Genomic DNA, 25352 nt, shown 5'->3' with positions numbered 1-25352 from the left:
TTTTAAATAAAAACGCAAAAAACGCCCCTCATCCTTTTGGGACGAGGAGCGTTAAACTCGCGGTGCCACCCAATTTGACCGGACGGCAATGCCGAACGATCCGCTTTGGTTCCGCGATAACGGGCGGGCCCGGTTAACTTAGGAGAAGTGCCAAACATCTCTCTTGACGAGAACGCCTCGGAGTTGGAATCTCGTCATCAGCAAGTCGTTGTAATGAAATTAGATGTATTATAGCGTGCGTTGCTCCTGAAAGCAAGATTGAATTACTTCAACCAAGCATCAACCAGCTCGGCGTTGCCTTCAACCCAAGCCTTCGCGGCAGCTTCCGGCGTTTCACCGCCTTGTATTGCAACCATGACCTTCGCCATATCATCCGGCGTCCAGTTGAACTTGTCTAGGAAAGCGTAAGCTTCCGCTTTGTCCTCCTTCAGCCCTTTGCGTACAATCGTATGAATTTGCTCCGCGCCTCCGTATACATTTTTCGGATCATCCAAATATTTTAAATCCATCTTGGCAAACATCCAGTGTGGTGTCCAGCCGGTAACAACGATCGGCTCTTTATTGTCATACGCCTTCTGAAGCTCCTGCGACATCGCAGCGGACGAGCTTTCAAGCAGCGTCCATTTATCGCGCAGACCGTATTCATCGAGCGCTTTCTCCGACGCCATCATAAGTCCGGCACCCGGCTCAATGCCGATAATTTTATAGTCCAGCTCGGGCCCCGTCGTATCATTCAAGTCCTCGATGCTCTTGATGTCCATATAAGCGGGAACGACAAGTCCGGTTTTTGTACCTTCGAGGTTAGCGCCGAGATCCTCATACTGCCCTTTGTATTTGTCTGCATAAGAGGCATGCGTGCTTGGAAGCCAAGCCGCAACGATTCCGTCAGCGCTTCCGTCGGAAACGCCAGCCCACATCGGTCCGGCATCAACTTGGAGCATTTCAACCTTGTAGCCCAGCTTCTGTTCCAATACTTCCTTTACAACATAGGTGCTGGCAATTTCTGAATCCCAAGCGACATAAGCGAGGGTAATGTCCTTGCTTCCTCCGGCGGAAGAACAGCCGGCGACTAGAACAGCGAGCATAACGGCAGCAACTAGCATTTTCATTTTTCTCAACAATAACACTCCTTCTAAAAATCATTCGATTGATATTGCAGCTATTCCGCTGTAAAGGCGGATAGCACTTAAGATTGCTTACGCCTTTTTCGTACGGCGTATCGCATTTTGCGTCAAGCGGTCGAGGATAATCGCCAATATAACGATTGCGATCCCCGCTTCAAAGCCGACTCCGGTGTTGCCCTGCGTCACAGCGCGGTACACGTACGATCCAACGCCCTGTGCGCCAATCATGGATGCGATAACGACCATCGAAAGCGACAGCATAATCGTCTGGTTGATGCCCGCCATAATGCTCGGCAGCGCAATCGGCAATTGCAGCTTGATCAGCTTCTGCGACGGTGTAGAGCCGAAGGCATCAGCCGCTTCAGTCAGCTCTTCTGGAACTTGGCGAATGCCGAGATTGGTCATGCGAATCGTTGGTGGAATCGCAAAAATAATCGAAGCGATGACGCCTGGCACGACGCCAAGCGAGAAGAAGGAGACGGCAGGCAGCAAATAGACAAAGGCCGGCATCGTCTGCATGAAGTCAAGAATCGGAGTAACGATATTTTGAATGCTATTTTTACGTGCACACAAAATGCCAACTGGAACGCCAACCACCACTGAAATGAGGGCGGAGGTCAGCACGAGCGACAGCGTCTGCATCGTCTGGCTCCAATAGCCGAGATTATCAATGATGAGCAGGCCGACAAACGTAAACAGCGCCATGCGCCATTTGCCGAGAAACCAAGCTGCTGCGGTAAATAGAATAATAAGCACAAGCGGAGGGAAAAAGTCGAGAGCGATATTTAATCCGCCAACCGTTTCGCCTACGACCACTTTAATAAGCTTAAAAAGCGGGCCGAGATGGGTTTCAAGCCATGTTTCCAGCGCCCCAATCCAGTCCGCTAAAGGGATTTTGGGTATATTCATGCTTTAACACCTGCCTCTATTTCGGTATTGCCTGCGAGTGCGGCGAGCACTGCGCCTTTAATGACGATGCCCTTTAATCGTCCATTTTCGCCGATGACAGCAACGGGCAATCTGGCATTGCCCATCAGCTCGAACAGCTCATTGAGCAGCGTATCGGGCGATACGGTTGGAACATCACGCTGGGTCAGCGATTCGAGTGACAGCCCTTCCTTCAAAGCTCTGGCTGCATCGTCGGCCGTAATAACACCAAGCAAGCGCATCTCCCTGTCCACCATATATAAGCTGGAGATGCTTCTGGCACGCATGAGCTGGAGCGCAACGCGCGGTCCTCTCTCATTCGTAATCGTCTCGGCCTTCGCCATCACATGGGAGGCGGTGAGCACCTTGGACAAATCGACGTCCTCGACGAAACGCTCGACATATTTATTGGCAGGCTGCATCAAAATTTCTTCCGGTGAGCCGATTTGCACGATGCTGCCATCCTTCATTAGGGCAATCTGGTCGCCAATGCGCAGCGCCTCATTCAAATCATGGGTAATGAAGACGATCGTTTTTTTCATCTTCGACTGCAGCTCCAGCAGTTCATCCTGCATATCCTTGCGGATAAGCGGATCAAGTGCACTGAACGCTTCATCCATCAGCAGTACTTCGGGATCGCTGGCAAGTCCTCTTGCAAGGCCTACGCGCTGCTGCATCCCGCCGCTTAGCTGCTCGGGATAACTGTCGCCGTAGCCTTTCAAGCCTACTAGCTCTAAAGATTGGATCGCCATTTCCCGGCGCTTCGACTTGTTGATGCCTTGAACTTCAAGGCCATATTCGATATTTTGCAAAACGGTGCGATGCGGGAACAGCGCAAATTTCTGAAACACCATCCCGACATGCTTGCGCCGAAACTGCCGGAGCTGCTCAGCCGTCATCTTGAGCACATCCTTGCCATTAAACAGCACTTGTCCGCCCGTCGGCTCAATTAAGCGATTCAATAAGCGAACGAGCGTCGATTTGCCGCTGCCCGATAAGCCCATAATGACAAATATTTGTCCGGCCTCTATCGAAAAATTGGCTTGATTCACGCCGACAGTCAGCTTCGTTTCTTTTAAAATCTTTTCTTTTGACCAGCCCTTATCCAGCAGCGGTATCGCTTTTTTTGGGTCCGCTCCGAAAATCTTGGTCAGCTTTTTAGCTTCTATAATAGCCATGTAGTACCCCCTCCACGATCCTTGGCACAGGAAGCGAGGTGTACGCTTTATCATAACGCTTCTTCACCAAGCTTCGAGTGTTCGTCTGCTTATAAGTGTAGTTGGATAACAATGTAATGGTCAAAAGGCGTGAGCCTCTGTATGCTTTGTACAGTTATAACTTTACAAACTTTTCGTACAGAATACTCCTGATAACTCCCTTTTTCATATCAACATGTTTCTTTACATTTCCCTAGACGTTTGATTACAATACATGTTGTAGGATGAATGGGACACGCCACTCCTCAGGAGGAACGACATGGATGAACTTGCAGCATTAACAGAAGAGCAGCAGCAGCTGCTGCTGAAGACGCGCCGGCGCGTCATTGAATCAATCGGCAAAAACATGGATCTATATGGCATAACGCTGTCCATCGGGCATTTATATGGCAATATGTATTTCAACCGCGAGCCTGTCACGCTGGACGAAATGAGTGCTACGATGGGAATGAGCAAAACGTCAATGAGCACCGGAATGCGGACATTATACGATCTGAAAATGATCAATAAAGTATGGGGCAAAGGCTCACGCAAAGATTTGTATGAGGTGGTGCCGGACTGGCACGAGAACTTCACGGATTTTTTCTCTATAAAATGGAGGAAGGCTGCGGAGCAAAATGTACTTGCCCTAACCCGTTCTCTCAAGGAAATTGAACAGCTTGAGGAAAACCCCGAGCAGTCCGAAGCCTTTCTTGAAGTACTCGCAAGCGACAGGCAGAAGCTTCAGGAAGCGCTCACGTATTACAAGTGGCTGGGACGTCTCATTGATGCTTTTGAGTCAGGAGAAATTTACAAGCTGATTCCGAAGGAAGAGTAGACAGCAGAATTTCGCACAACATAACCTACGTATAAAAAACATACGCTTCGTGCAAGGCCGGTTGAAAGCGACCGGTCTTTTCTGCGTCTCCCTACAGGGCATAGTATAAAGAGAAGCTTCTATAACCGATATAGTTACTAGACGTTTTTATCTACTATAATTTGGAATGGGGGATTTGCATTGCTTCATGCGCTTCTCGTTCATGACCGCGTAACCGAAAGAGCGATTATTACGGATGTGTTCACCGAACAAAATATACAAGTCTCGGCTGAGAGCAGGCTGGAAGACGCTTTGCTCTGGTTCAAGCAGGGCGACGAGGCTGACCTATGTCTTATTGACGCTTCTCTGGCAGAGGATGCTGAAGCCGCGTGCCGCGCTATTCGTGTGGCAAGCGGCAGCAAGGAGCTATACATACTCCTACTGCTTGACATAAAGGCCAGGAGCCAACTGGAACGACTCTACACAGCTGGGATGAATGATTATTTATTGCGGCCCTTCGCCGCTGTAGAGCTTAAGCATAAGCTCTACATGCTCGTGCAGCTGAGAAAATCAGAGGCCGGGCTTGTAGAGACGGAGCTGGCGATGCTGCGTGCGAAGATTAAGCCGCATTTTTTATTTAATGCAATCGGCACAATCATTTTCATCAGCAAGCGTAATGCCGAGGAAGCGAGGGGACTGCTTCGCAGCCTGAGTGAATTTTTGCGCAGCAGCTTTGATTTTGAGAATCAGGCGGAGGCTGTTTCATTCAAGGTCGAGCTTGCACTCGTCAGCGCCTATCTGGATTTGGAGAAGGCTAGATTTGGCAGCCGTCTGCAGGTGAATTACGAGCTCGGAGCGACGCAGTTTCACCTGCCACCCTTTATCATTCAGACGCTGGTGGAAAATGCGATTCGCCATGGCATTACAGCCAAGCTCATTGGCGGCACGATTGAAATTATTACGCTCTCCGTTCCTGGGGGCATCCGCGTCATTATTAAGGACGATGGAGTCGGTATTCCGGAGGAGCAGCTTGAAAGCTTCATGCGCATAAGGAAGCAGCCGCCAGGCAGGCGATTGCCAAGCGGGCAACAGCTGCGGCAGGGAATTGGGCTTGCGAATACAAACGAGCGGCTGCTCCGCCATTTTGGAACGGGACTGCATATTAGACGGCGCGAAAGCGGAGGCACGACCGTTACCTTTTTGATACCGGCACAGGGAGGGATTTAAAATGTTGAACGTCGCGGTGGTGGATGATGAGCACTGGGCGCTTGAGGAAATGAAGGAATATTTATCGAGCTGTGAAGGAATCGGCTCCATTCAGCTTTATGATGATCCGCTGGAGGGACTTGCGGCCATTAAGCGCGAGCCGCCGGATGTCGTGTTCATAGACATTTACATGCCGCAAATTTCTGGTCTTATGTTCGCGGAGGAAATGCTCGCTTATTGCCCAGGGACGGCTACCGTATTTGTCACGGCCTTTGACAATCATGCGCTGCAGGCTTATGAGCTGAATGTGGAGGATTATATTTTGAAACCGGTAGCCCCGCAGCGGCTTCAGCGAACGGTGGAGCGTGTGCGTCAACGCAGAATCGGGAGAAATAAATTGGCCGCCGAGGCGGTAAAGCAGAAAGACAGAGTCGACGTTCAATGCTTTGGCAAGCTGAACCTGTATGGGACAGCAGGTCCCGTCAAATGGAAGGTGCTGAAAACGAAGGAGCTGTTCGCGTATTTATGGACGAACCGGGAATGCCGCGTGGAGAATATTATGGATGATGTTTTTCCTGGAATGGAAGATACGAAGGCAAGGGCATACATTCACACCTGCGTGTATCAACTCCGTCAGCTGTTGAAGCGTAATGGGCTGGACGGGAGGGTTCGGATTAAATCGCTGAGGGAGAAGTATATTTTGACTGCCGAGCATATGTCCTCAGATATGCTTGAATTTCAACAGCTAGCGAAACGTGCGGTCGACATGGGCAGCCTATTTTTGCTCCGACAGGCGGTGAACTTATACAAGGAGGAAGTGCTGACTGACATTCAGAGCGTCTGGGTTTATCGGCTGCGCGAGCATTATAGGCTTATCGGAGGCCTGGTTATGGAGCGGCTGGTCGAGGAGCTGCTGAATCAGGGAGATATTCTTGTAGCAACGGATTATGCGCTCGAATACTTAAACAAGGAGCCTTACGATGAGGGTGCCTTATGGCTCGTAGTCCGCTGCTATAAGAGAGGAGGCAATCGGGTGAAGGCCGACACCGTATTTAAGCAGTTTTGCAAGCGTCAGGGGAGCTTGGAGCTTGTCCGCATGCCGAGCTTGTAGACCGATATGAGTCGCTAATGCAATCAACCTGATAGGGTTAATAAGAAGCTGCCTTTTGTCTGAGACAAAGGTAGCTTTTTTGCGCTTTTGAAAAGATTATGAAAAGTTTCCTAAATTGATCAAGTTAACGCGTAATGCTAATTAAATTCGTTAAAATGCTACAAAAATCGACAAAAGATTCAGTTATGATTCAGAGATGTTTGTTATTGTATAGGAAATAAGGCGCAGCAATCAGCAAAACGGGAGGACTGAAGATGTAGAATTTGGTGGGGAAGAGACCATTATGGCGCTTCAGCGCGGGGCGGTTGATTTTGTCGCCAAGCCGTCGGGAGAGCTGTCAGCCGATATTTATAAAGTAAAGTCAGAATTGTGTGAAAAAATAAAAAACGCAACCGGAGCGCCGATAGTTGATCGGGGAACCGTCGATTTTGTGCTGCCCATTGAGCAGATTGGCAGAAAGCTGCTGGCCGATACCAGAGGCAAAATATGAAAGGGGGTGAAGTCATGCAGGGGGTTGAGCAAATGCAGTATGTACAATTTGGCGTAGGGGAAGAAAGCTATGGCATACGTATAGCTGAAGTTCATGAAATTATACGTATGCAGGAAATTACCGAAATACCGAATTGCCAGTTTTATGTGATGGGTGTCATTAATTTACGCGGCAAAATTATTCCGGTTATTAGCCTGCGAGCGTTATTTTCACTGGATGAGGATGTGTATTCAAAAGCGACGCGAATCGTCGTTGTTCATCATCAGGAGGAGTCGATCGGCATTATTGTAGATCGGGTGTACAAGGTTACGACGTTTCACGATATTCAGCCACCGCCGGAGCGGGTAGGCGGCATTAACGGTGCCTATTTTACAGGAATCGGTCTTACAGAGTCAGAATTGGTCGGCATATTAAAGATCGATGAGGTGCTGCTGCGCGATTAATGCTTCTTGCTTCACACGGCATACTTCAAGCAGCAAGGCAGCTCTTAAGTCAACGCTTACAAGGTGGTGCATATGTTCGATAACTCGGAATTCAGGCAAGTGTTTCTCGAAGAGCTTGAGGAACAGATTATGACAATGGAAGAAGAGATTTTATCTTTGGAAAAGCAAGGCTCTCATTCTGAGGGCATTCAGCGGCTTTTCCGGGCGGCACATACGATTAAAGGCTCTTCCGCGGCAATGGGCTATATGGAGCTCAAGCAGCTAACCCATGAATGGGAGCATCTGCTTGATATGCTGCGCAATGAAGAGCTTGAGATGACACGGGAATTAACGAATTTATTTTTTCAATGTCTCGACTTTATTAAAGATTTGCAAAACAGCATTATCCACGAGGAGCTGCTGCCGGACCCTTCGGCGGTCATCAAGGAATTGGGACGCTTCTCGATAGCAAATACGGAATCAGTCGCGGCTGCAAAGGAATCAGCAGGCGAAGCTTTGCCGGAAGAGGCGGAGCAGTTGCTGCGAGAATATATACATAGCGGTCAAACCGTATATACAATTACCGTCAAGCTGACTGAGGACTGCATGATGAAGCTCGCTCGCATCAGCATTATTGATATTTCCTTGCGGGCGTTTGGCGAGGTGCTGTGGAATGAGCCCAATATGAAGCTGGTGCAGGATGATCAGGATATTCATGCGATACGGTGGCTGATTGCCACTCAAGAGGTGGAGCCAGATGCTCTTGAGCAGGCGGTAGCTGGGCTGATGGACGTGCAGAGCGTAAGGGTAGAGGCAGCGATGCCGTCCCAACCGGAGGCTGAGACAGCCGCAGTTTTGGAGCTGGAACAGGAGAACGTGTACATGCTGCCCGGTTTTGCCGGAAGCGTAGCACAGGAAGAAGCAGACAAGACGCAGCAGTCCAAAGCGTCAGTAAAACAGCAGACGATTCGCGTCAACGTGGAACGGCTGGAAAATGTACTCGATTTGCTCGGAGAGCTAGTAATCGACCAAACCCGCTTGAAGCAGGCCATTCAAACGCTGTATCAAGCATATGGGTATTCTGAGACGATGGATGACCTCGGCGAAATCAGCGATCATCTGTCCAGATTGATTGGCAGCCTGCAGGAAAACGTACTAAAAGTACGGATGCTGCCGATCGAGCAGCTGTTCAGCCGTTTCCCGCGCATGGTCCGTGATTTGGCGCAAACGCTGAATAAAAGCGTTGATCTGCAAATGGTCGGCGGCGATACAGAGCTTGACCGCACGCTTATTGAAGAGGTCGGCGATCCGCTGATTCATTTGATCCGCAACGCGGTGGACCACGGTATTGAAATGCCGAAAGAGCGGGTTAGATGCGGCAAGCCTGAGCAGGGAACAGTTAGAATAAGCGCGGCGCATGAGGATAATCAGGTTGTTGTCGTCGTCGAGGATGATGGCGGCGGCATTGATACGAACAAGCTGCGTAAATCCGCTGTTGCCAAAGGTGTCATCACCGCAGAGGAGGCGGCACTGCTCGATGAGCATAAGGCGCTGCGCCTTATTTTTCACCCAGGCTTCTCAACGGCTTCCCAGCTTAGCGATGTATCGGGCAGAGGCGTGGGCATGGATATCGTGCGGACGGATATCGAGCGGCTTGGCGGCATTATTGATATTGATACGACCGTCGGCGTTGGAACGAAGTTCACGATAAGGCTGCCGCTGACGCTTGCCATTACAACCGGCTTGCTCGTCAAGGCGAGCGACCAAACGTTTATTTTGCCAATGAGCGCCGTCGTGGAAATTATTCGAGTCGATACAAGCACGCTCAAAATGATAAAAGGCTCGCCGGTTATTAAAATTCGCAATCAGATCGTGCCGTTCGTATGGCTGCATGAAATGTTCGGCTATTCACGCACGGAGGGCAGCTCCGACAAAATTCCGGTCGTGATGATCGGCAGAGCGGAGCAGCGGCTGGCTATTGCGGTCGATCAGCTGCTCGGCAATCAAGAGGTCGTTATTAAAACGCTGGGCTCCTACGTGGGCAAGGTAGATGGTATTTCAGGAGCAACGATTTTGGGCAACGGGCGCATTGCGTTGATTTTGGAAATTGGCGGCATTATGAAGAAAGCGAGCGGCATCAGCTAGAACGTCGTTAGCCAGATCAGTAAGAAAACAAACTATATAAGTTGAACGAAAGAAAGTGATGGGACAGGGGAGAAACGGAGAGAAAGGTTGGAACTGGAGAGAGTAAAGCTTTCCAAAGGAAAGCCGCTTCGTAAGCATGGACTATTGTTTTCGGATTTCATCCTCAACAAGGAATAAAAACAAGAAATCAGAAAACAACAGCGGCCGGAAGTCCAACCTTTCTCGCAGTGGCGACCATCGCCCTCATACCAATCAATAGTTCAACTTATATAGCAGCAAATATTAGATAGAATAGGGAGGGTATTTGATATGAATTGGTTCTACAACTTGAAAATCAGTGTCAAATTAATATCCGCATTTCTGATTGTTGCGATTATTTTAGGTGTCGTAGGTTTATTCGGTATTTACAATTTGGGTAAAATGAATGCGTCCCAGGATGATATGTATTTTAACAATTTGATTCCTGTTAAAGAAGCTTATGAGGCACAGGTCAACTATACCAGTATGCGGGTTCAAATCCGAAGCCTGTATATGCATGATACGGAGCAGCAGAAGCAGGCAGAGCTTGCTACAATTAGGGAAACGACAACACATGTCGAGCAGGCTGTTGAAAAATATAAAGCAACGAATATGAGCGATGATGCTAAAAGGATCATTGATAGCTTTGATACGGATTGGAAAGCTTATTTGGTCATTTACAACCGGGGTATTGAACTCAATAATTCCGGCGATGATGCCGCGTTTAAAAATTTGATCAGTAACGAATTAAAAACGCAGGGTGATATTGTTTTCAAGATTCTTGAGGACAGCATCGAGCTTTCGATTCGTGAAGCGGACGCAGCGAACCAGAAGGGGGCGGAAGCATATAATAGCGCTTTGTTGATTACAATTGTCATTGTGGTGCTGGCGTTCCTGCTGAGCATTATTTTTGGAATCGTGTTGTCCCGGATGATTTCGAAGCCGCTCAGCCGTATCGTTGTTCTGGCGAGAAATGTGGCCGACGGCGATCTGCGTGAAAAGGTAGACATCCATACGAAGGACGAGGTCGGCAATCTTGCGAGCTCCTTCAACCATATGATTGACCGTTTGAACGGAACGGTTAGCGGCATTATTGAATCATCGCACAGCGTAGCTGCGGCAGCGGAGCAAATTTCGGCGGCTACGGAGGAAATTGCAGGCGGGAGCACAGCTCAAGCATCGGCGGCACAGACGATTCATGAGCTGTTTAGCGAGCTGACGATGGCCATCCAATCGGTCGCTCAAAGTACAGAGCAAGCATCAGAGCTATCGGATTCCGCAATGAAAATTGCTAGAGAAGGCCGCACCATTATCGATAACTCGGTGAAAAGCATGAATGGCGTGCGCGAGCAAATGTCCCAGCTGGAGCAGGATTCCCATCAGGTTGGCGATATTATCGAGGTCATTGAGGATATCGCCGATCAAACGAACCTGCTTGCGCTGAATGCAGCCATTGAAGCTGCACGGGCAGGCGAACAAGGACGAGGCTTTGCTGTTGTAGCCGATGAGGTGCGCAAGCTGGCGGAGCGAAGCGGCGAAGCGACGAAGAAAATTACGGTCATTATTCAAGGCATGCAGCAAAATACGAAGCGCAGCGTGAATGCAGTTGAGGAAAGCGCAACGCTGTCGGAGAAAACGGGAGAAGCATTCGAGCGTATTACGAAGATGGTCAACGATACAGGCCATCGCGTATCCGAAATTGCCGCAGCGAGCGAAGAGCAGGCGGCCCAAGCGACAAACGTGTTGACTACCGTTGAAAATGTTTCCGCAGCTGCCGAGGAGTCCGCAGCGAGCAGCGAAGAATCCGCAGCAACCGCGCAATCGCTGGCCCAGCTTGCGGATGATCTCCAGCATACGGTGTCGATGTTTAAGACGGCATAGTTGAAGAAATAGGTGCGAATGTGAAGCTCACATAAAAACCCTAGGGGATTCGCACCTCAAAAATTGTAGAAAAATGTCGAATTTGAGTTGTTTTAAGAAAAGTCAATGGTTGTCTTAGATTTTTTTGGTATTATATGCATTGAAAAATGAGGTGATTGATGCCATGATTGAATCAATCACTTGTATTTTCGCTGTCGCACTCCGTATGGAGTGCGTGGATTGAAACATCTGTTCCGTCGGAAGCTTGGCTTGCAAGTTAGGTCGCACTCCGTATGGAGTGCGTGGATTGAAACAGCTGGCGGTGCTTTGGCTCTTGCATCGAGTGGAGGTCGCACTCCGTATGGAGTGCGTGGATTGAAACAGGATCAGACGGACACGCTGCAACAGATATCTGAGTCGCACTCCGTATGGAGTGCGTGGATTGAAACATCCCAATACGTCATGGCTTCGTCAAACAGCATTTCGTCGCACTCCGTATGGAGTGCGTGGATTGAAACATTATCGCCGTAACGTCCTCCAAGAAAACATCAAGTCGCACTCCGTATGGAGTGCGTGGATTGAAACAGTCATTTCGCGTCGTCCCTTCTTGCCAGCTTCGCGTCGCACTCCGTATGGAGTGCGTGGATTGAAACTGATAAGAGTTATGAGTGCTTACCAGCTTAGGCAGTCGCACTCCGTATGGAGTGCGTGGATTGAAACCAGTGCCCTGCTGGAGCAGCCAAGCCAGCCTCATGGTCGCACTCCGTATGGAGTGCGTGGATTGAAACTGGTTCAGCAGCTTGCATAATCCCCTTAGCTTCCTGTCGCACTCCGTATGGAGTGCGTGGATTGAAACTGTTAATGCGACGGCATCTCGCAATGTACGGACGCTAGTCGCACTCCGTATGGAGTGCGTGGATTGAAACTTTGATAGTGGGATATAGACTCTTGTAAAAAGTCCGTCGCACTCCGTACGGAGTGCGTGGATTGAAACAGATAACGCGCAAGACTGGCGAATTTATTCATCGGTCGCACTCCGTACGGAGTGCGTGGATTGAAACGACGCTGGGAAAGTGATAGAGAAGCGTGGCTGAGTCGCACTCCGTACGGAGTGCGTGGATTGAAACCGAATAAGTTATAACCAACAGTTGACAAACGCGACGTCGCACTCCGTATGGAGTGCGTGGATTGAAACATTTCCTCCAATTAGAATAATTTATTTTTGTTCGTCGCACTCCGTATGGAGTGCGTGGATTGAAACTAATTTTCCTAATTATAATGGAGGTATGTGACATGGAGTCGCACTCCGTATGGAGTGCGTGGATTGAAACATACACAGTCCAGTTTGATGCCGTGTTAGACACGTCGCACTCCGTATGGAGTGCGTGGATTGAAACATTGTAGCCTCAAGCCTTCGCAGCATGATGTCGCACTCCGTATGGAGTGCGTAGATTGAAACCGCATATAGTATGCAAAAAGTATGATTATTTTTAATCTATATCTTCTTCCGATTCCAACGATCAGAACCTTACGCTCCTACCTCTCTTGAAAAAACGGAGCGCCTTTAATCCAAAAAACACCCGAAAATCCGCTAGAACAGCGATTTTCGGGTGTTTTTTGCAATGCCCTTTTACTATTTAATATACACGCTGCCAAACGGCAGCACTTCACGCAGCAAACGCTTGAAAAATCCGTCATTTTGCAATGGATGCTCCAGGTCTTTCCCATGCGAGCCGGTCTGAATAAGGACAGGGCCGCTGCCGGTTATTTTCCACTGGACGTTCATGTTCTGGCTCGCCAGCTGATTGCCGTAGACGGCTAGCTGGATGCTCGCATTCGCGGGATAAGCGACGAGCGAGCTAGTATTTACAAAAAGCGGGCGCTCCTTGTCCAGCTGGAGCACCGCAATATCGCCGCTTGTGATGACACCAAGCTCGCCGGGGCCGGAGAAACGCATCCGCACCAGCTCGCGGGTGATCCATACATTTTTCATTTTCTGAATGACGCTTTTGAGCTGCATGCCGTCGGTGAAGTAGAGCACGTGGCGGTAGTCGAACAGCAAATCGCTTTCCGGTCCAATGGTAATCGTCTCCAGCGAGCAGCCCGGCGGCAAGCCGATAATAAATTCGGATGGGCCGCTCAGCAGGGCGCGCACCCATTTCTTTTTGCGATAAACGCCTGCCAAATTCATGAAGCGATCCTCGCGCTGCTGCGGTGCGCCTTGGTAAGCAATAATTGCTCCCGGATGCAGCACATGGAGCCTGTCCGCATCATCAAGCGTCACCTTCACATGTCCAATCGGCGCGGGGGAGGTTGCTTTCATCGACTACACTCCTCTGCTGGCATGCTTCTGCTTGCGCCAAACGAGATAGCGCCATACGCGCAGGGAAAGAATATAGGCGAAAATCAAAATCATAATGATGAGTGCCGTATTGATGAGCTTTTGCGTAAAGCTGGCTTGCTTTTGCTTCATTTGCTCCATTTCTTGAATAAGCGTGTTGTTCTGTTCCATTAGCTGCTCATTGGTTTTGCGGAACTGCTCGTTCTGCTGCATGAGCTCCTCTTGCCTAGCAGCGTATTGCTCTGCGCTTTGCAGCGTCTCTGTGAGCTGCTCCTTCTGTGCATCAAGCTGCTGCTTGGCATCCATATATTGCTGCTCCAGCGCGTCGATTTTTTCGGGGGCGGAGAAAATGCCCTTTATGTTGCTCCACATGCCTGCTTCGGCAACCTGATGTGGAAATAACAGAAATAGCAAGGACATGAATAATAGAGTCGAAACAAGGAATGGCGCTTTTGGCAACGTTGATCCCTCCTCTGATAATGCGATAGCTTTAGTGTAGCTTCTTTTTTGCCCATTTGCTAGATTGGCCAGACAAGTTTAACGAAATAATGATTCATTTCGACAGCATATATTCAGGCAGCGAAGCAATCTAAAGAGTTATACGACATTAAATGAGGATTGGTAACGGTAGAAAATAATAGAATTATAATTTTACTAGGGCGTGTATGCAATATGAACTCGGCCTGCTGCTCCTTGCTTAGCGCTTATTCGAGTCTAATCTCATCTGACGATTCAAGGGCGAGGTACCGCAGAATGCGATTGTTGCCGAGACCGCTGTTGCTGAGACTTGCTGAGGCAACTGTTGCTAAGATCACATAGCCCGGGACGCTCATTCCTTTTTTGGCTTACTGAGGTTCCGCTATTTTGGCTTTTCATTCGATTTCAAGCTATAAGGCACACTCAAAAAAAATAGTAGACCAATTCAATCAAACGAGGTGAGAGGGGAATGGAGCGGATAAACCAGGCGATGATGCTGGTTTTGGGCAGAACTCGCCTTATCCCACAATCCGTTTCCAAAGTACTTATTTCCATTTGAACAAGATCCTTGCCTGTTTCTGGTCGTCGCTCGGTTAATTTGTTTCTCGCAGAAACCTATTTAACCCGATATCGCAGGAATTTTCTATACCTTTTTTTGCTGCTCTGCCTATTTTTCTTCATTCATTCATTCACGGACCTGTTTTGGTCTGTTTTTCTTTCATGTGCCTTATACGAAATCGGCACATACCAAACTCTTCTCCATGTCCGTATACACACCGTCTAAACTCCTCGATAAATAGGATTTCAGTTGAAGTCCGAGGATCTTGTCGGAGGCATACGTTTTCGCCGTCAGGAGCATAACCGGAATCGGTCGGACGCATTTGAAATCAATATATCGAAGCTTGGTTTTTTAGGCAAGGAGTTGTCTGCACGATGTAAGTATGTTAAAATACCAATTAACCAAACATCCTATGTTTGATAAATAGATGAAATGAGGACTGACGTATGCTTCAGAAAACAAATCGGCTGACGCTGGTCGAGCAAGTCGCATTGCAAATGGAAAGACAGATCGAATCCGGCAAGTGGGCTGTCGGGATGCGTATTCCGGCCGAGCCGGAGTTGATGGTCGAGTTGAATGTTAGCCGAAATACATTGAGGGAAGCCATTCGGGCGTTGATCCACGCGGGACTCTTGAAGACGAAGCAAGGGGACGGAACGTACGTCTGCTCTTCGAGCGCGCTGGGAGTCGTACTGCAAAAACGAATCATGCGCTCCGATATGCTGCAGACGTTGGAAGTCCGGCATGCACTCGAGCGCGAGGGAGCCCATCTGGCTGCACAGCGCAGAACGGACGACGAGGCGCGAGAGCTTCTTCTCCAACTGGAACGCTGGGAGGGGGCGGCAGCACGCGGTGACATGGATGGCATTGTTACGGAGGATATCCGTCTTCACCAAGGCATCATCGCGGCGTCTCATAATGAAATCTTGATTGAATTATACAACCATATCGCGGACGCGTCACAAGATTCGATTACAAGCTTGACTCGTTATGAAGCCAATGCGGATTTCTTGGAGATGCACCGGCAACTGGTCGAAGCGATTGTCGATCAAGACGCCGATCGTGCCGTGGCAACGGTTCACCGTTATATTGCGGAATCGAAAGCTGTTCTTGAGGTTAAGGGAGGCGAGCAGCTATGAGCGCACCAAGCGATACGAAGTCAACGATGGCGAAGAAGTCGTTGTCGTTGGGTTGGCCGACCATCCTCGGCATCGTCCTGATCGCACTGACCATGCGGTCGCCGCTAACGTCGGTAGGCCCATTGGTCGGCTCGATTCGCGAATCCCTCGGACTGTCGAATGCTGCGGCAGGTCTGCTCACTACACTGCCGTTGCTTGCTTTCGCGCTGCTCTCACCGTTCGCACCCATTCTGGCACGCCGCTTCGGGGTGGAGCGGACCCTGCTTTATGCGCTGGTTTTACTCATGGCGGGTATCGCGATCCGTTCGTTGACCGCAACCGCTTCTTTGTTTGCAGGCACTGCTTTGATTGGGCTGGCGATTGCGGCGTGCAACGTGCTCATTCCAAGTGTGGTCAAACGGGATTTTGCTCATCAAGTCGGCCTCATGACCGGCGTGTACTCCGTGTCAATGAATTTATGCGGGGCGATCGCATCCGGTGTCAGTGTTCCGGTCGCCCGCGACCTCGGTTTCGGCTGGAATGGCGCGCTCGGCATTTGGGGCATACTCGTTCTGTTGGTCGCGCTGTTCTGGTTGCCTCAAGCTCGTGCGAGTCGGGCGTCTGCCAGGGCAGCGACGAGCAGTGCGTCGAAGCGCCGAAGTCTGTGGCGTTCGCCACTGGCATGGATGGTTACGATTTTTATGGGGATGCAGTCTCTCTTGTTCTATGTGTTGATCGCTTGGCTGCCTGAAATCATGACAAGCCGGGGCTTGAATGAAGACAGCGGCGGTTGGATGCTGTCGCTGTTTCAGATTGCTGCGCTGCCCGTAGCGTTCATTGTGCCGATCGTGGCGGGACGCATGAAGAACCAACGTTTGCTGGTCATCATCATGACCGTTCTGTTGTTTGTTTCATTGGGAGGTCTTTATTTCGGAGGAAATGCGTTCATATCGTTGTGGACCGTTTTACTCGGAATTGGCGGGGGATGTGCGTTCAGCTTGGCCATGATCTTTTTAAGCTTGCGAACGAAAGATGCCTTCGATTCCGCTTCTCTTTCCGGCATGTCGCAATCGGTTGGATATTTGCTGGCGGCAACCGGACCGATCTTGTTCGGTTTGCTTCATGATATCACGGCAAGCTGGAAGCCCCCGCTGTTGCTGCTGCTTGTCGTTAGCACTCTGCTGCTCCTGTCCGGCTTGGGCGCCTCCAGAAATCGCACGGTATAAAGCACATGAAAGAAAAAACAGACCAAAACAAGTCCGTGAATGAATGGATGAAGAAAAATAGGCAAAGCAGCAAAAAAGGTATAGAAAATTCCTTCGACATCGGGTTAAATAGGTTTCTGCGAGAAACAAATTAACCGAACGAAGGATGTAATTCGATGATGCGCCAATTCTTTGAAAAAGGCAAAGAGATTTTGTATGAAGTGGTCTGTCTGCTCAGCTGAGCTCAGAAGCGGAGTGTGCTCGCGAAAACCGCCGAATGGCTCGGCAGAGGCGGACAGAGCTTGTAGCTCAAGTCTGCCAGGTCAGCCGGAATACCATTCGCAAAAGGTTGCGCAAACTGGAAGTGGGTACGGCGGTTCAAGATTGATACGGGGATCGGGGACGCCACCGGGTTAGAAACTCCCCCACTTACTCGAAGACATCCGAGCCGTCATGGACAGCCAGAGCCAAACCGATCCGAGCTTCAAAACAGAGCGACTCTATACCCGTCTGACGGTCAAAGCCATTCGCGAATTGCTGATTCGCGAGAAGGGCTATACGGAGGAAGAACTGCCCTCGTTTGATTGAATTGGTCTACTATTTTTTTGAGTGTGCCTAAGCGGACAGGAAATCCGCTATTGCCCTCATTATCCCATCAAAATGGTGAAAAGCAGCGCATTAGCTGCTCCTGAGTCCGCATAAGGTGCCATAACCCATGATTTTGCTAAAATAGCTGCTGCTGTGTCCGCCAAGTCGATCCAAATGCAGGGAGTAGCTCTTTAGCCCCTGAAACGAAAAGCATGAAGCTGCTTTTCCAAAAGTAGTTTCACATTCATGAGGGATGACATTCCCAGTAGAAGAGCGCATACGTTAGACGCAAAAGTTAGATGCTAAATTCGATCAGGAGTTGGCCCTCGCCTACGTTTTCATACATATACACACACATACTCTCTCTCTAGGGTCTTCATAGCAAATAACCGCTTATCGCGCTTCCAAGCAAGGCAGCTCAAGCTCGGCAGTGAGTCCGGCTGCTGGCCCGTTTGTTAACATTAGCCGCCCGCGATGGGCTTTGGCAATTCGGGAAGCCATCGGCAGCCCGAGACCATGTCCGGAAGGCCTGGCATACTTTCGATTCGCGGAAAAAGGCAGCTCCAGCACATCGGCCAGCTCTTCCGGCGGGATGCCTCGGCCATTGTCTAATACGATGAAGCGGCACGTATGCTTCTCCTCTGCAAGATCTACTCGCAGCCTGATGTCACATCCCTGTGGATTATGGCGGATGGCATTGTGGACGAGATTGGTCATGGCACGCAGCAGCAGTCGCTCATCCCCGTATATTTGAGCAGTTTCGTTTATGTCGTCCATTTCGAGCGTAAAGCTTGGCTCAAGCCCCGCATTAAGAATATCTGATGCCACCTGGCGAGTCAGTGCTGCGAGCCGTAAAGCCTTCGGAGTGAGCGGCTGCATTTCATACTCCAGCATGGACACGAGATTCAAGTCACTTACTAAGGTACGCAGCTTCTCTGCTTGATAGCGGATAATACCTGCGTGCTTTCGCTGCAACGGCGGAATTTCGTGATGCTCCTCCAGCTCGCTGGCATAGCCGAGCACCATGGAAAGCGGGGTGCGAATGTCATGGGAAATGCCAGCAATCCAGTTGGATCGCGCTTCATCTCTGCTTTTGAGCGAAGCATTTTTCTGATGCAGCAGCGATGAGGCATGGTTGACAGACTGGGCAAGGTCGGCGAGCATTCCCTTGGGCTCAAGCTGCACTTCCCGATCAGCGGCAAGCGCCTGAATGCCCTGCGTCAGCGGACGGATGGAAAGCAGGAGCCGAGAGCCGATTATCAGGGCTACAATCAGCACCAGCACAAGGTTCCCGATGAGAAGGAGCAGTGCGCGCAGCGGCAAATTTTTGACCCAGTCGGTCGGCAATATATGCTGGTATTTGACAAGGCTGTCCTTCGGATAGCCGATTACCATAAGTCCTTCTGCATGCTCCCACACAAATACGGGATAATCCATTAAGTAGCTCATTGAAAATTTCGCGACATCAGTCAAGCTATAGTGGGCTGGAAGCTCGTCTGGCAAGCTGTGCTCCCACGTAACCTGCCCTGCCGAGCCAATTAACATCGCCCACACCTGCTGGTCATCCAGCAGTGCCTCCGTCTCTGCTTCAAGAACGTATCCCTCATTCGCAGCGTGCAATCCTTCGGCAGTATGCCGCACAACCGCGGCTGGCGAATTCCCCTCGACCGTCCCTGTACGAACCCAGATGAGCAGCAGCAAAAAGTTAAGCACGAGCAAAGAAAGCGAGATTAGCATCGTCGCCCCAATAAAACGGTTTAAAATACGTACGGTGCCTCCCATTATTCCTCCCCCTTGACCAGCAGCTTGTACCCCAAGCCGCGAACGGTCAGCAGATGCTCGGGATTGGAGGGCAGCTCTTCTATTTTTTCGCGAATGCGGCGAATATGGACCATTAATGTATTTTCATAGCCGTAATAATCATCGCTCCACGCTGCTTGGCAAAGGGCATCATTGGTCACAATCCGGTTCCGATTTTCATAAAACTTGGTTAGAAGGACAAGCTCCTTGGCGGTTAAAGAAACGTCCTCGCTGGGCGTACGCACAATGCCGCTTTCCAAATCAATGACACGGCGGCCCAATTGAAAAATAGGGCGCTGCTCCTGGCGGAATGGTGCATATACTCGCCGTAAAATCGCGCTCAAACGCAGCAGCAGCTCACGCGGCAAAAAGGGCTTCACCATATAATCGTCAGCGCCTAGCCCAAGACCAAGCAAGCGATCCTCATCCTCTCCTCTGGCAGATAGAAAAAGCACAGGAACGCTTGAGAACTGCCGCAGCGACTTGAGCAGAGAGAAGCCGTCCCCGTCAGGCAGCATAATATCCAAAATGACGAGGTCCGGTTTAGCCGACCGTATGATACGTTGTGCCTCTACGCAGGTAGCTGCTTGGAAAATGCGGGTAAAGCCTTCTTTGCGTAAAAAACCTTCGACCATTTCCCTTAAATCGTACTCATCATCGACGATGAGCAGTTTTTTATGTTTTAAGTCTTCCATATATTTGATCACCCATTTTCAGTATACCTTGCTTTTGCTGGTTTTGGAGCGTGAAGGGCAGTCATTGGCCCGATTTAAGGCTGACGTAAGGTTAGCTTCAGTTTACAGCAAGGCGGCGCCGCTATGCTTGATTCACAAAATCAAGATTGGAGTGAATGACGATGCAGGCGATAGTATCTACCCGCGGTCTGTCCAAACGGTACGGCAGCAGCTATTCGGTCGAAAACATCGATTTATTGGTGGAAGAAGGAGAGATTTATGGCTTTCTTGGACCGAATGGAGCCGGGAAATCGACGACGTTAAAAATGATTCTAGGGCTCGCTCAGCCGACGGAGGGCAGCGTAACCGTATTCGGCAAGGAGCTGGCCAAGCACCGCCGTCTTATTTTAAGCCAAACGGGCTCTCTGATTGAATCGCCTTCCTACTACGGTCATCTGACTGGTCTGGAAAACATGCGCGTCGTGCAGCGGCTGCGGAATGTGCCTGGCAGCCATGTGCGGGAAGCGCTGAAAATCGTCCGGCTGGAGCAGCAGCAAAATAAAAAAGTATCGCAGTATTCGTTGGGCATGAAGCAGCGTTTAGGCATCGCGATGGCACTGCTCGCTTCGCCTAAGCTGCTGGTGCTGGATGAGCCGACGAATGGGCTCGATCCGGCAGGTATCGGTGAAATCCGCGAGCTGATTAAATCTCTGCCGCAGCGACTAGGAATGACAGTACTGATATCCAGCCATCTATTGTCGGAGATCGAACAGATCGCCACTTCGGTAGGCATTATCCATCAGGGCAAAATGCTGTTCCAAGGCAAGCTGGATCGGCTTCGAAATGAAAGCCATCCGACGATTGCCATTAAGACGAGCCGGAATCCGATGGCGCATTCGCTGCTCGCTGCCCAAGGCCTTACGCCGATTTTACAGGATGGCTTCCTGCGGTTAAGCCATCTGACAGATGCTCAGGTAGCGCGAATCAATAGGGAGCTGCTTGCAGCAGATATCGACGTGCTGCGCATTGTAGAGCATAAAAAAAGCTTGGAGAGCCTATTTCTAGAATTGACAGGGAAGGAGCGCAGCCTATGATTCGCTCCATTTGGCTTGAATGCTACAAGCTGCGCCGAAGATACGTCGGGATGACGGTATTGCTGATGATTGGGGTGGAAATGGGGTGGGCTTTCATGGCATCAAGCATGTCCATTGCTCGTAACCCTGATCAGGCAAGCTGGGAGCCGCTTATTGCGATGACGGCATCTTTGAACGGTCTGTTTGCCCCCATTCTCGCAGCCATCTGTGTATCCCGTATTTGTGATATGGAGCATAAGGGCAATACGTGGAAGCTGCTGCTTTCCATGTCTGTCAAGCGGGAGAGGCTATATGCTGCCAAGTATGGCTGTGTGGCACTTATTCTGCTGCTCGCCTGCCTTGTGCAAGTGTTAGTGATGATCGGCTTCGGCAAAGTGAATGGATTTGAGGAATCGGTGCCGATTATGCTGCTCGGACGCTTGCTGGCTGGAACGATGGCTGCCCATTTGGCCGTCATTGCCTTGCAGCAGTGGTTATCCATGGCGCTTCACAATCAGGCATTCGCGCTATGTCTTGGTATGCTTGGTGGGTTCATTGGCATGGCTGCTGATTTGTTTCCAAGTGCGATAAGGCCATTGTTCATCTGGTCGTATTATTCGGGACTCAGTCCGGTTGCCCAGAGCTATGCGGGCAATCAGCTTGAATTTATAGCGCGTGATCTAGGAACGGAGCTTCCAATGATCGGGCTGCTGCTGTTCATAGGGTTGTTGATCTATGGTGCAGGCCGATGGCATGTATCCAGACAGGAGGTGTAGAAAATGTTTCCGCTTAAAAGGGTAGTTGCCGCTGAATGGCTGAAGCTGCGCCATTCGCATCTATGGATCGTATTGCTCGCGCTGCCGATTGTCAGCGTCCTGATGGGCTGCGGTAATTTTTATATGAATCAGGGTGTACTGCAAAATGGCTGGTATAGCTTATGGTCGCAAGTCGGGCTGTTTTATGGCGAGTTTTTCTTTCCGACGCTGATCGCTATTTGCTGTGCCTATCTGTGCAGATTGGAGCATTCAGGAAAAAACTGGAACATGATGATGACAGCGCCAGTTCCGGTTGCCAGCATTTTTTGGGCCAAGCTTCTTACAGCAGGCATGCTGACGGCTTTTGTGCAATTGGTATTTGCCCTGCTGTATATCATTGGGGGCACAATGACAGGATTAAGTATCTTCGAATTGCCGGAGGAATTATTCGGCTGGCTGCTGCGGGGCTGGCTGGCCGCTGTTACGATCAGCAGCTTCCAATTGGCGCTGTCCATGCGGATACGCAGCTTTGCCGTCCCTGTAGGAATCGGGCTAGGAGCAACTTTTCTGGGGCTGGGTATGTATGTAGCGAAGGCTGGGTTGTTTTTTCCGCATTCGCTGTTGACGATTGGGATGGGCGTGCTGAGCCCGGAGAGTTTGCCTGTTCAGCAGCAGCTGACGGTCGTTGTTGTGAATTTGCTTTATACGGCTGCATTCAGCGCCGCTGCGATTTATCGGCTGCGAACGGCTGACGTTTCGGCATAAAGCCGCATCGCTATCGGACACATGAACAACATCAGGCATCATTCGTCAAAATAAGCACCATATTGAAATTTTGAATATACGCATGGTACAAGGATATGGTAGCCTAGGAGGGAAGCGTTACCAATGATGAACGACGAATGATGAATAAACAAAGGAGCTGAACGTTTATGCTGCAACTCGACTTGACTGGGAAGATCGCGCTCGTAACCGGAGCGACTGGAGATTTGGGACGTGTGATGGTTAGAACGCTCGCAGACTGCGGGGCGGATGTGGTCATTCATTATCGGAGCAATGAGGACAAGGCGCTGGAGCTGAAGCAGGCGGTAGAAGCTTTGGGCAGACGCGCGATTACGGTTCAGGCAGATATTACGAAGCAAGGCGATGTGAACCGACTTCAAGCGGAAGCAGTGGCAGGCCTTGGTCAAGTGGATATTGTCGTGGCGAATGCCGTCATTCAGTACCAGTGGGAAAGCGTGCTGAAGCAGCCGATCGAGGATTATGAAAGCCAGTTCGAATCATGCGTTATGCAAAGCGTCTACTTGGCAAAAGCTTTCGTTCCCGCAATGGTGGAGCGCGGCGGCGGCCGTTTTATCGGCATCAACACGGAATGCGCCATGCAAAATGCACCCGGCCAATCGGCCTACGTAGCAGGCAAAAGAGGCATGGACGGCGTATACCGCGTGCTTGCCAAAGAGGTTGGCGAGAGCGGCATTACCGTCAATCAAGTGGCGCCGGGCTGGACGATCAGCGACCGGGATCGTGCGACAGGCAGCGAGCGCAATGAAGGCTATGAGAAAAATGTGCCGCTGAAGCGGCGGGGAAGCGATCAGGAAATTGCCAACACAGTCGTTTTTCTGGCCTCCGAGCTGTCCAGCTTCATTACGGGGGCGTATGTGCCGGTCAATGGCGGAAACGTTATGCCAGCGATTTAACCACGATACATAAATTGATAGGAGGAGTTCTCTTGTCCGAGTCTACGATTAGTAAACGACTTGAAGCGCTGGGTATTGTGCTGCCAACGGCGAGCGAGCCTGCGGCTAAATACGCAAACTTTGTAAATGTGAATGGACTGCTGTTTGTTTCAGGCAAGGGGCCTTCTGGAGGTCCGAAGGGCAAGCTGGGCAAAGACTTCACGACCGAGGAAGGTTATGAATTTGCCCGACAGGCGGGGCTTGAGGTGCTCGCTGTGCTGCAGGATGCACTGGGCTCCCTTGATAAAGTAAAACGGGTCGTAAAAATCCAAGGCTTCGTTAATGCAACAGCTGAATTCGAAGAGCATCACAAGGTGCTGAATGGCTGTTCAGACTTAATGATGGACGTGTTCGGGGAAAAAGGAAGCCATGCCCGCTCCGTCCTCGGAGCCGTATCGGTAAGAAACAATCTACCAATCATTGTGGATTCGATTTTTGAGGTAGAGGAGTAAGGGATTGCGCGGCAGTCCCAGTTGCTTATTAAATGAAAGAAAGCCGGAGCCCGCTCGTATGCGGGGCTTCGGCTTTTTCCTTTAGGATGGCTGCATGCTAGTTGGCAGCTGGTTTCACATACAGGCGGCTCGTTTCTTCCCAGATGCCGTTTGGCTCCAGGCTGACCAGGCCGATTTCGTCTGCTGGCAGATCGACATTCGGTGCATTAACGAGGTTAAGCTGCGGCTCAGGGCAGAAAAATTGACCAGAGGCGTTGCTGTTCCACACCATCCACTGTTTATAGGCTGTTCCTGCATCGTAGACCAAAGTCACTTGCTCGCGCGCATCCGTCAGCTCCATCTGATTGCGGCCGTTGCGTGTCTCCACCGTATAGTGATTGTCCAGTGGCTCAAAATAAGGAGAAGCGCCCGACGTTTGCAGCTTCTCTTCGTCGCTGCTAAGCGGCAAAAACTGTCCGGTTGGCAGCATGCGCTCATTCAGCTCCCAGCGTTTTCCCGCTGTCAGCGTGAAGCTGTAATCCTCAGGAGAGCTCTGCGGGGCAAAAGGCGCATTGATCGCCGTATGGAAGCCGATCAGGCAAGGCATAGCGTCATTCCCGCGGTTATGTACGGAAATATGCTGGAATAGTCCTTGGTCATTCAATGAATAACGCAGAGTAATCGCAAAACGATGCGGCAAATACGTATAAATCGGATGCTGCTCATCCACTGCGATTTGAAGCAGCACGTAGCTTTCGGTTTTCAGTGTGCCGTAGTCCAGCACTTCCCATGCAGCCGTATGTACGAAGCCATGCAAATGGTTTCCTGTTTTTGGCTCATTGATAGGGAACGTATACGTCTTGCCGTTCATTGTAAACGTGCCATCCTGATAACGGTTCGGAGGGAATAGCACGGGAATGCCATGAGTACCGGGGCTTGCTTTAAATGCTGCCATCTCGCTCTCAGCAGGCTCATGCAAAAAATGATAACCCTTCTCTATATCGCGGAACGCAATTAGGTTAGCACCTACTGCGGGCAAAACCGCTGCTTCGTAGGCTCCCCATTTTAGCCAAACGGCTGGTTCCCCATGAAATGCTTGCTCAAGCGCTTGTCCTTGCTTGCTCATAATAGCCTCCTTAAATTTGGCGAATATTTGGCGATTCATGCTCCAGATTAGAATAACAGGATCAATGTAAACACACAACCGCCGTATTCCGTGAGTCACGGTATACGGCGGTTGTGTGTGAATGAATGGCTAATGTGTGCGCATATGGATGTA

Annotated in this window: 23 protein-coding genes and 1 CRISPR repeat array; of the genes, 15 read left to right on the top strand and 8 right to left on the bottom strand. The window is 50.2% G+C overall.

Going from position 1 to position 25352, the window contains the following annotated elements:
- Nucleotides 1-263: 263 nt before the first annotated feature.
- The 3 genes from WH37_RS02510 to WH37_RS02500 all read right to left on the bottom strand — a co-directional run bounded on the left by WH37_RS02510 (nucleotide 264) and on the right by WH37_RS02500 (nucleotide 3229).
- On the bottom strand, nucleotides 264-1109 hold the full coding sequence (locus WH37_RS02510) for a glycine betaine ABC transporter substrate-binding protein (protein WP_231594093.1): 846 nt from the start codon (nucleotides 1107-1109) through the stop codon (nucleotides 264-266).
- An 87-nt stretch (nucleotides 1110-1196) separates the two neighbouring features.
- Complete coding sequence (locus WH37_RS02505; protein ID WP_046228970.1) at nucleotides 1197-2033, bottom strand: ABC transporter permease; 837 nt, start codon at nucleotides 2031-2033, stop codon at nucleotides 1197-1199.
- A complete protein-coding gene (locus WH37_RS02500; protein ID WP_046228969.1) occupies nucleotides 2030-3229 on the bottom strand; it encodes a quaternary amine ABC transporter ATP-binding protein in 1200 nt (399 codons plus the stop codon). The genes WH37_RS02505 and WH37_RS02500 overlap by 4 nt, the downstream gene beginning before the upstream one ends.
- 298 nt (nucleotides 3230-3527) lie before the next feature.
- On the opposite strand from WH37_RS02500, the gene WH37_RS02495 reads away from it, so the two are divergent.
- The 7 genes from WH37_RS02495 to WH37_RS02465 all read left to right on the top strand — a co-directional run bounded on the left by WH37_RS02495 (nucleotide 3528) and on the right by WH37_RS02465 (nucleotide 11337).
- Nucleotides 3528-4085 carry a GbsR/MarR family transcriptional regulator gene (locus WH37_RS02495; protein WP_046228968.1) on the top strand — a complete coding sequence of 186 codons (558 nt, stop codon included), beginning with the start codon at nucleotides 3528-3530 and terminating at the stop codon, nucleotides 4083-4085.
- Between the two features lie 180 nt (nucleotides 4086-4265).
- Entirely contained in the window at nucleotides 4266-5291 is a 1026-nt protein-coding gene (locus tag WH37_RS02490) for a histidine kinase (protein ID WP_046228967.1), read from the top strand.
- Nucleotide 5292: 1 nt separating this feature from the next.
- Complete coding sequence (locus tag WH37_RS02485) at nucleotides 5293-6381, top strand: BTAD domain-containing protein (protein WP_046228966.1); 1089 nt, start codon at nucleotides 5293-5295, stop codon at nucleotides 6379-6381.
- Nucleotides 6382-6664: 283 nt separating this feature from the next.
- Nucleotides 6665-6871 (top strand): hypothetical protein, encoded by a 207-nt coding sequence (locus WH37_RS02480; RefSeq protein ID WP_046228965.1) that lies wholly within the window; start codon nucleotides 6665-6667, stop codon nucleotides 6869-6871.
- Nucleotides 6872-6903: 32 nt separating this feature from the next.
- Entirely contained in the window at nucleotides 6904-7314 is a 411-nt protein-coding gene (locus tag WH37_RS02475) for a chemotaxis protein CheW (protein ID WP_231594090.1), read from the top strand.
- A 72-nt stretch (nucleotides 7315-7386) separates the two neighbouring features.
- Nucleotides 7387-9438, top strand: a complete 2052-nt coding sequence (locus WH37_RS02470; RefSeq protein ID WP_046228963.1) for a chemotaxis protein CheA — start codon at nucleotides 7387-7389, stop codon at nucleotides 9436-9438.
- A 309-nt stretch (nucleotides 9439-9747) separates the two neighbouring features.
- Nucleotides 9748-11337: a methyl-accepting chemotaxis protein gene (locus tag WH37_RS02465; RefSeq protein ID WP_046228962.1), complete on the top strand. Its 1590-nt coding sequence runs from the start codon at nucleotides 9748-9750 to the stop codon at nucleotides 11335-11337.
- A 193-nt stretch (nucleotides 11338-11530) separates the two neighbouring features.
- Nucleotides 11531-12775: direct repeats of the CRISPR family, unit length 33 nt; unit sequence GTCGCACTCCGTATGGAGTGCGTGGATTGAAAC.
- Between the two features lie 174 nt (nucleotides 12776-12949).
- Here the strand turns inward: WH37_RS02465 and WH37_RS02460 are convergent.
- Both WH37_RS02460 and WH37_RS02455 read right to left on the bottom strand, forming a co-directional pair.
- On the bottom strand, nucleotides 12950-13639 hold the full coding sequence (locus WH37_RS02460; RefSeq protein WP_046228961.1) for an AIM24 family protein: 690 nt from the start codon (nucleotides 13637-13639) through the stop codon (nucleotides 12950-12952).
- Nucleotides 13640-13642: 3 nt separating this feature from the next.
- Complete coding sequence (locus tag WH37_RS02455; RefSeq protein ID WP_046228960.1) at nucleotides 13643-14116, bottom strand: DUF3450 domain-containing protein; 474 nt, start codon at nucleotides 14114-14116, stop codon at nucleotides 13643-13645.
- A 1023-nt stretch (nucleotides 14117-15139) separates the two neighbouring features.
- On the opposite strand from WH37_RS02455, the gene WH37_RS02450 reads away from it, so the two are divergent.
- The 3 genes from WH37_RS02450 to WH37_RS36955 all read left to right on the top strand — a co-directional run bounded on the left by WH37_RS02450 (nucleotide 15140) and on the right by WH37_RS36955 (nucleotide 17604).
- Complete coding sequence (locus tag WH37_RS02450) at nucleotides 15140-15832, top strand: FadR/GntR family transcriptional regulator (protein ID WP_046228959.1); 693 nt, start codon at nucleotides 15140-15142, stop codon at nucleotides 15830-15832.
- Nucleotides 15829-17037 carry a CynX/NimT family MFS transporter gene (locus tag WH37_RS02445; protein WP_046228958.1) on the top strand — a complete coding sequence of 403 codons (1209 nt, stop codon included), beginning with the start codon at nucleotides 15829-15831 and terminating at the stop codon, nucleotides 17035-17037. Before WH37_RS02450 ends, WH37_RS02445 begins: the two co-directional genes overlap by 4 nt.
- 432 nt (nucleotides 17038-17469) lie before the next feature.
- Nucleotides 17470-17604 carry a hypothetical protein gene (locus WH37_RS36955; protein ID WP_269431258.1) on the top strand — a complete coding sequence of 45 codons (135 nt, stop codon included), beginning with the start codon at nucleotides 17470-17472 and terminating at the stop codon, nucleotides 17602-17604.
- Between the two features lie 393 nt (nucleotides 17605-17997).
- Here the strand turns inward: WH37_RS36955 and WH37_RS02435 are convergent, their stop codons facing one another.
- Complete coding sequence (locus WH37_RS02435; RefSeq protein WP_046228957.1) at nucleotides 17998-19386, bottom strand: sensor histidine kinase; 1389 nt, start codon at nucleotides 19384-19386, stop codon at nucleotides 17998-18000.
- Nucleotides 19386-20099, bottom strand: a complete 714-nt coding sequence (locus WH37_RS02430) for a response regulator transcription factor (protein WP_046228956.1) — start codon at nucleotides 20097-20099, stop codon at nucleotides 19386-19388. The genes WH37_RS02435 and WH37_RS02430 overlap by 1 nt, the downstream gene beginning before the upstream one ends.
- A 155-nt stretch (nucleotides 20100-20254) precedes the next feature.
- On the opposite strand from WH37_RS02430, the gene WH37_RS02425 reads away from it, so the two are divergent.
- The 5 genes from WH37_RS02425 to WH37_RS02405 all read left to right on the top strand — a co-directional run bounded on the left by WH37_RS02425 (nucleotide 20255) and on the right by WH37_RS02405 (nucleotide 24094).
- The gene (locus tag WH37_RS02425) at nucleotides 20255-21172 is read left to right on the top strand and encodes an ABC transporter ATP-binding protein (RefSeq protein WP_046228955.1); all 918 of its coding nucleotides are present in this window, start codon (nucleotides 20255-20257) and stop codon (nucleotides 21170-21172) included.
- A complete protein-coding gene (locus tag WH37_RS02420; RefSeq protein WP_046228954.1) occupies nucleotides 21169-21927 on the top strand; it encodes an ABC transporter permease in 759 nt (252 codons plus the stop codon). Before WH37_RS02425 ends, WH37_RS02420 begins: the two co-directional genes overlap by 4 nt.
- Nucleotides 21928-21930: 3 nt before the next feature.
- Complete coding sequence (locus tag WH37_RS02415; protein ID WP_046228953.1) at nucleotides 21931-22671, top strand: ABC transporter permease; 741 nt, start codon at nucleotides 21931-21933, stop codon at nucleotides 22669-22671.
- Between the two features lie 170 nt (nucleotides 22672-22841).
- On the top strand, nucleotides 22842-23603 hold the full coding sequence (locus WH37_RS02410; RefSeq protein ID WP_046229011.1) for an SDR family NAD(P)-dependent oxidoreductase: 762 nt from the start codon (nucleotides 22842-22844) through the stop codon (nucleotides 23601-23603).
- A 32-nt stretch (nucleotides 23604-23635) separates the two neighbouring features.
- Complete coding sequence (locus tag WH37_RS02405) at nucleotides 23636-24094, top strand: RidA family protein (RefSeq protein WP_046228952.1); 459 nt, start codon at nucleotides 23636-23638, stop codon at nucleotides 24092-24094.
- Between the two features lie 97 nt (nucleotides 24095-24191).
- Here the strand turns inward: WH37_RS02405 and WH37_RS02400 are convergent, their stop codons facing one another.
- Nucleotides 24192-25199, bottom strand: a complete 1008-nt coding sequence (locus WH37_RS02400; protein ID WP_046228951.1) for an aldose 1-epimerase — start codon at nucleotides 25197-25199, stop codon at nucleotides 24192-24194.
- Nucleotides 25200-25352 lie beyond the last annotated feature (153 nt).

This window comes from Paenibacillus algorifonticola (assembly GCF_000971975.1).
Classification (GTDB): domain Bacteria; phylum Bacillota; class Bacilli; order Paenibacillales; family Paenibacillaceae; genus Pristimantibacillus; species Pristimantibacillus algorifonticola.
The sequence above is the reverse complement of the archived record's forward strand: the minus strand, read 5'-3'. Positions and strand labels throughout refer to the sequence as shown.

Coding starts and splice junctions, on each gene's coding strand:
- WH37_RS02510 (WP_231594093.1), bottom strand. CDS start 1,109: ATGAAAATGCTAGTTGCTGCCGTTATGCTCGCTGTTCTAGTCGCCGGC.
- WH37_RS02505 (WP_046228970.1), bottom strand. CDS start 2,033: ATGAATATACCCAAAATCCCTTTAGCGGACTGGATTGGGGCGCTGGAA.
- WH37_RS02500 (WP_046228969.1), bottom strand. CDS start 3,229: ATGGCTATTATAGAAGCTAAAAAGCTGACCAAGATTTTCGGAGCGGAC.
- WH37_RS02495 (WP_046228968.1), top strand. CDS start 3,528: ATGGATGAACTTGCAGCATTAACAGAAGAGCAGCAGCAGCTGCTGCTG.
- WH37_RS02485 (WP_046228966.1), top strand. CDS start 5,293: ATGTTGAACGTCGCGGTGGTGGATGATGAGCACTGGGCGCTTGAGGAA.
- WH37_RS02480 (WP_046228965.1), top strand. CDS start 6,665: ATGGCGCTTCAGCGCGGGGCGGTTGATTTTGTCGCCAAGCCGTCGGGA.
- WH37_RS02475 (WP_231594090.1), top strand. CDS start 6,904: ATGCAGTATGTACAATTTGGCGTAGGGGAAGAAAGCTATGGCATACGT.
- WH37_RS02470 (WP_046228963.1), top strand. CDS start 7,387: ATGTTCGATAACTCGGAATTCAGGCAAGTGTTTCTCGAAGAGCTTGAG.
- WH37_RS02465 (WP_046228962.1), top strand. CDS start 9,748: ATGAATTGGTTCTACAACTTGAAAATCAGTGTCAAATTAATATCCGCA.
- WH37_RS02460 (WP_046228961.1), bottom strand. CDS start 13,639: ATGAAAGCAACCTCCCCCGCGCCGATTGGACATGTGAAGGTGACGCTT.
- WH37_RS02450 (WP_046228959.1), top strand. CDS start 15,140: ATGCTTCAGAAAACAAATCGGCTGACGCTGGTCGAGCAAGTCGCATTG.
- WH37_RS02445 (WP_046228958.1), top strand. CDS start 15,829: ATGAGCGCACCAAGCGATACGAAGTCAACGATGGCGAAGAAGTCGTTG.
- WH37_RS36955 (WP_269431258.1), top strand. CDS start 17,470: ATGGACAGCCAGAGCCAAACCGATCCGAGCTTCAAAACAGAGCGACTC.
- WH37_RS02435 (WP_046228957.1), bottom strand. CDS start 19,386: ATGGGAGGCACCGTACGTATTTTAAACCGTTTTATTGGGGCGACGATG.
- WH37_RS02430 (WP_046228956.1), bottom strand. CDS start 20,099: ATGGAAGACTTAAAACATAAAAAACTGCTCATCGTCGATGATGAGTAC.
- WH37_RS02425 (WP_046228955.1), top strand. CDS start 20,255: ATGACGATGCAGGCGATAGTATCTACCCGCGGTCTGTCCAAACGGTAC.
- WH37_RS02420 (WP_046228954.1), top strand. CDS start 21,169: ATGATTCGCTCCATTTGGCTTGAATGCTACAAGCTGCGCCGAAGATAC.
- WH37_RS02415 (WP_046228953.1), top strand. CDS start 21,931: ATGTTTCCGCTTAAAAGGGTAGTTGCCGCTGAATGGCTGAAGCTGCGC.
- WH37_RS02400 (WP_046228951.1), bottom strand. CDS start 25,199: ATGAGCAAGCAAGGACAAGCGCTTGAGCAAGCATTTCATGGGGAACCA.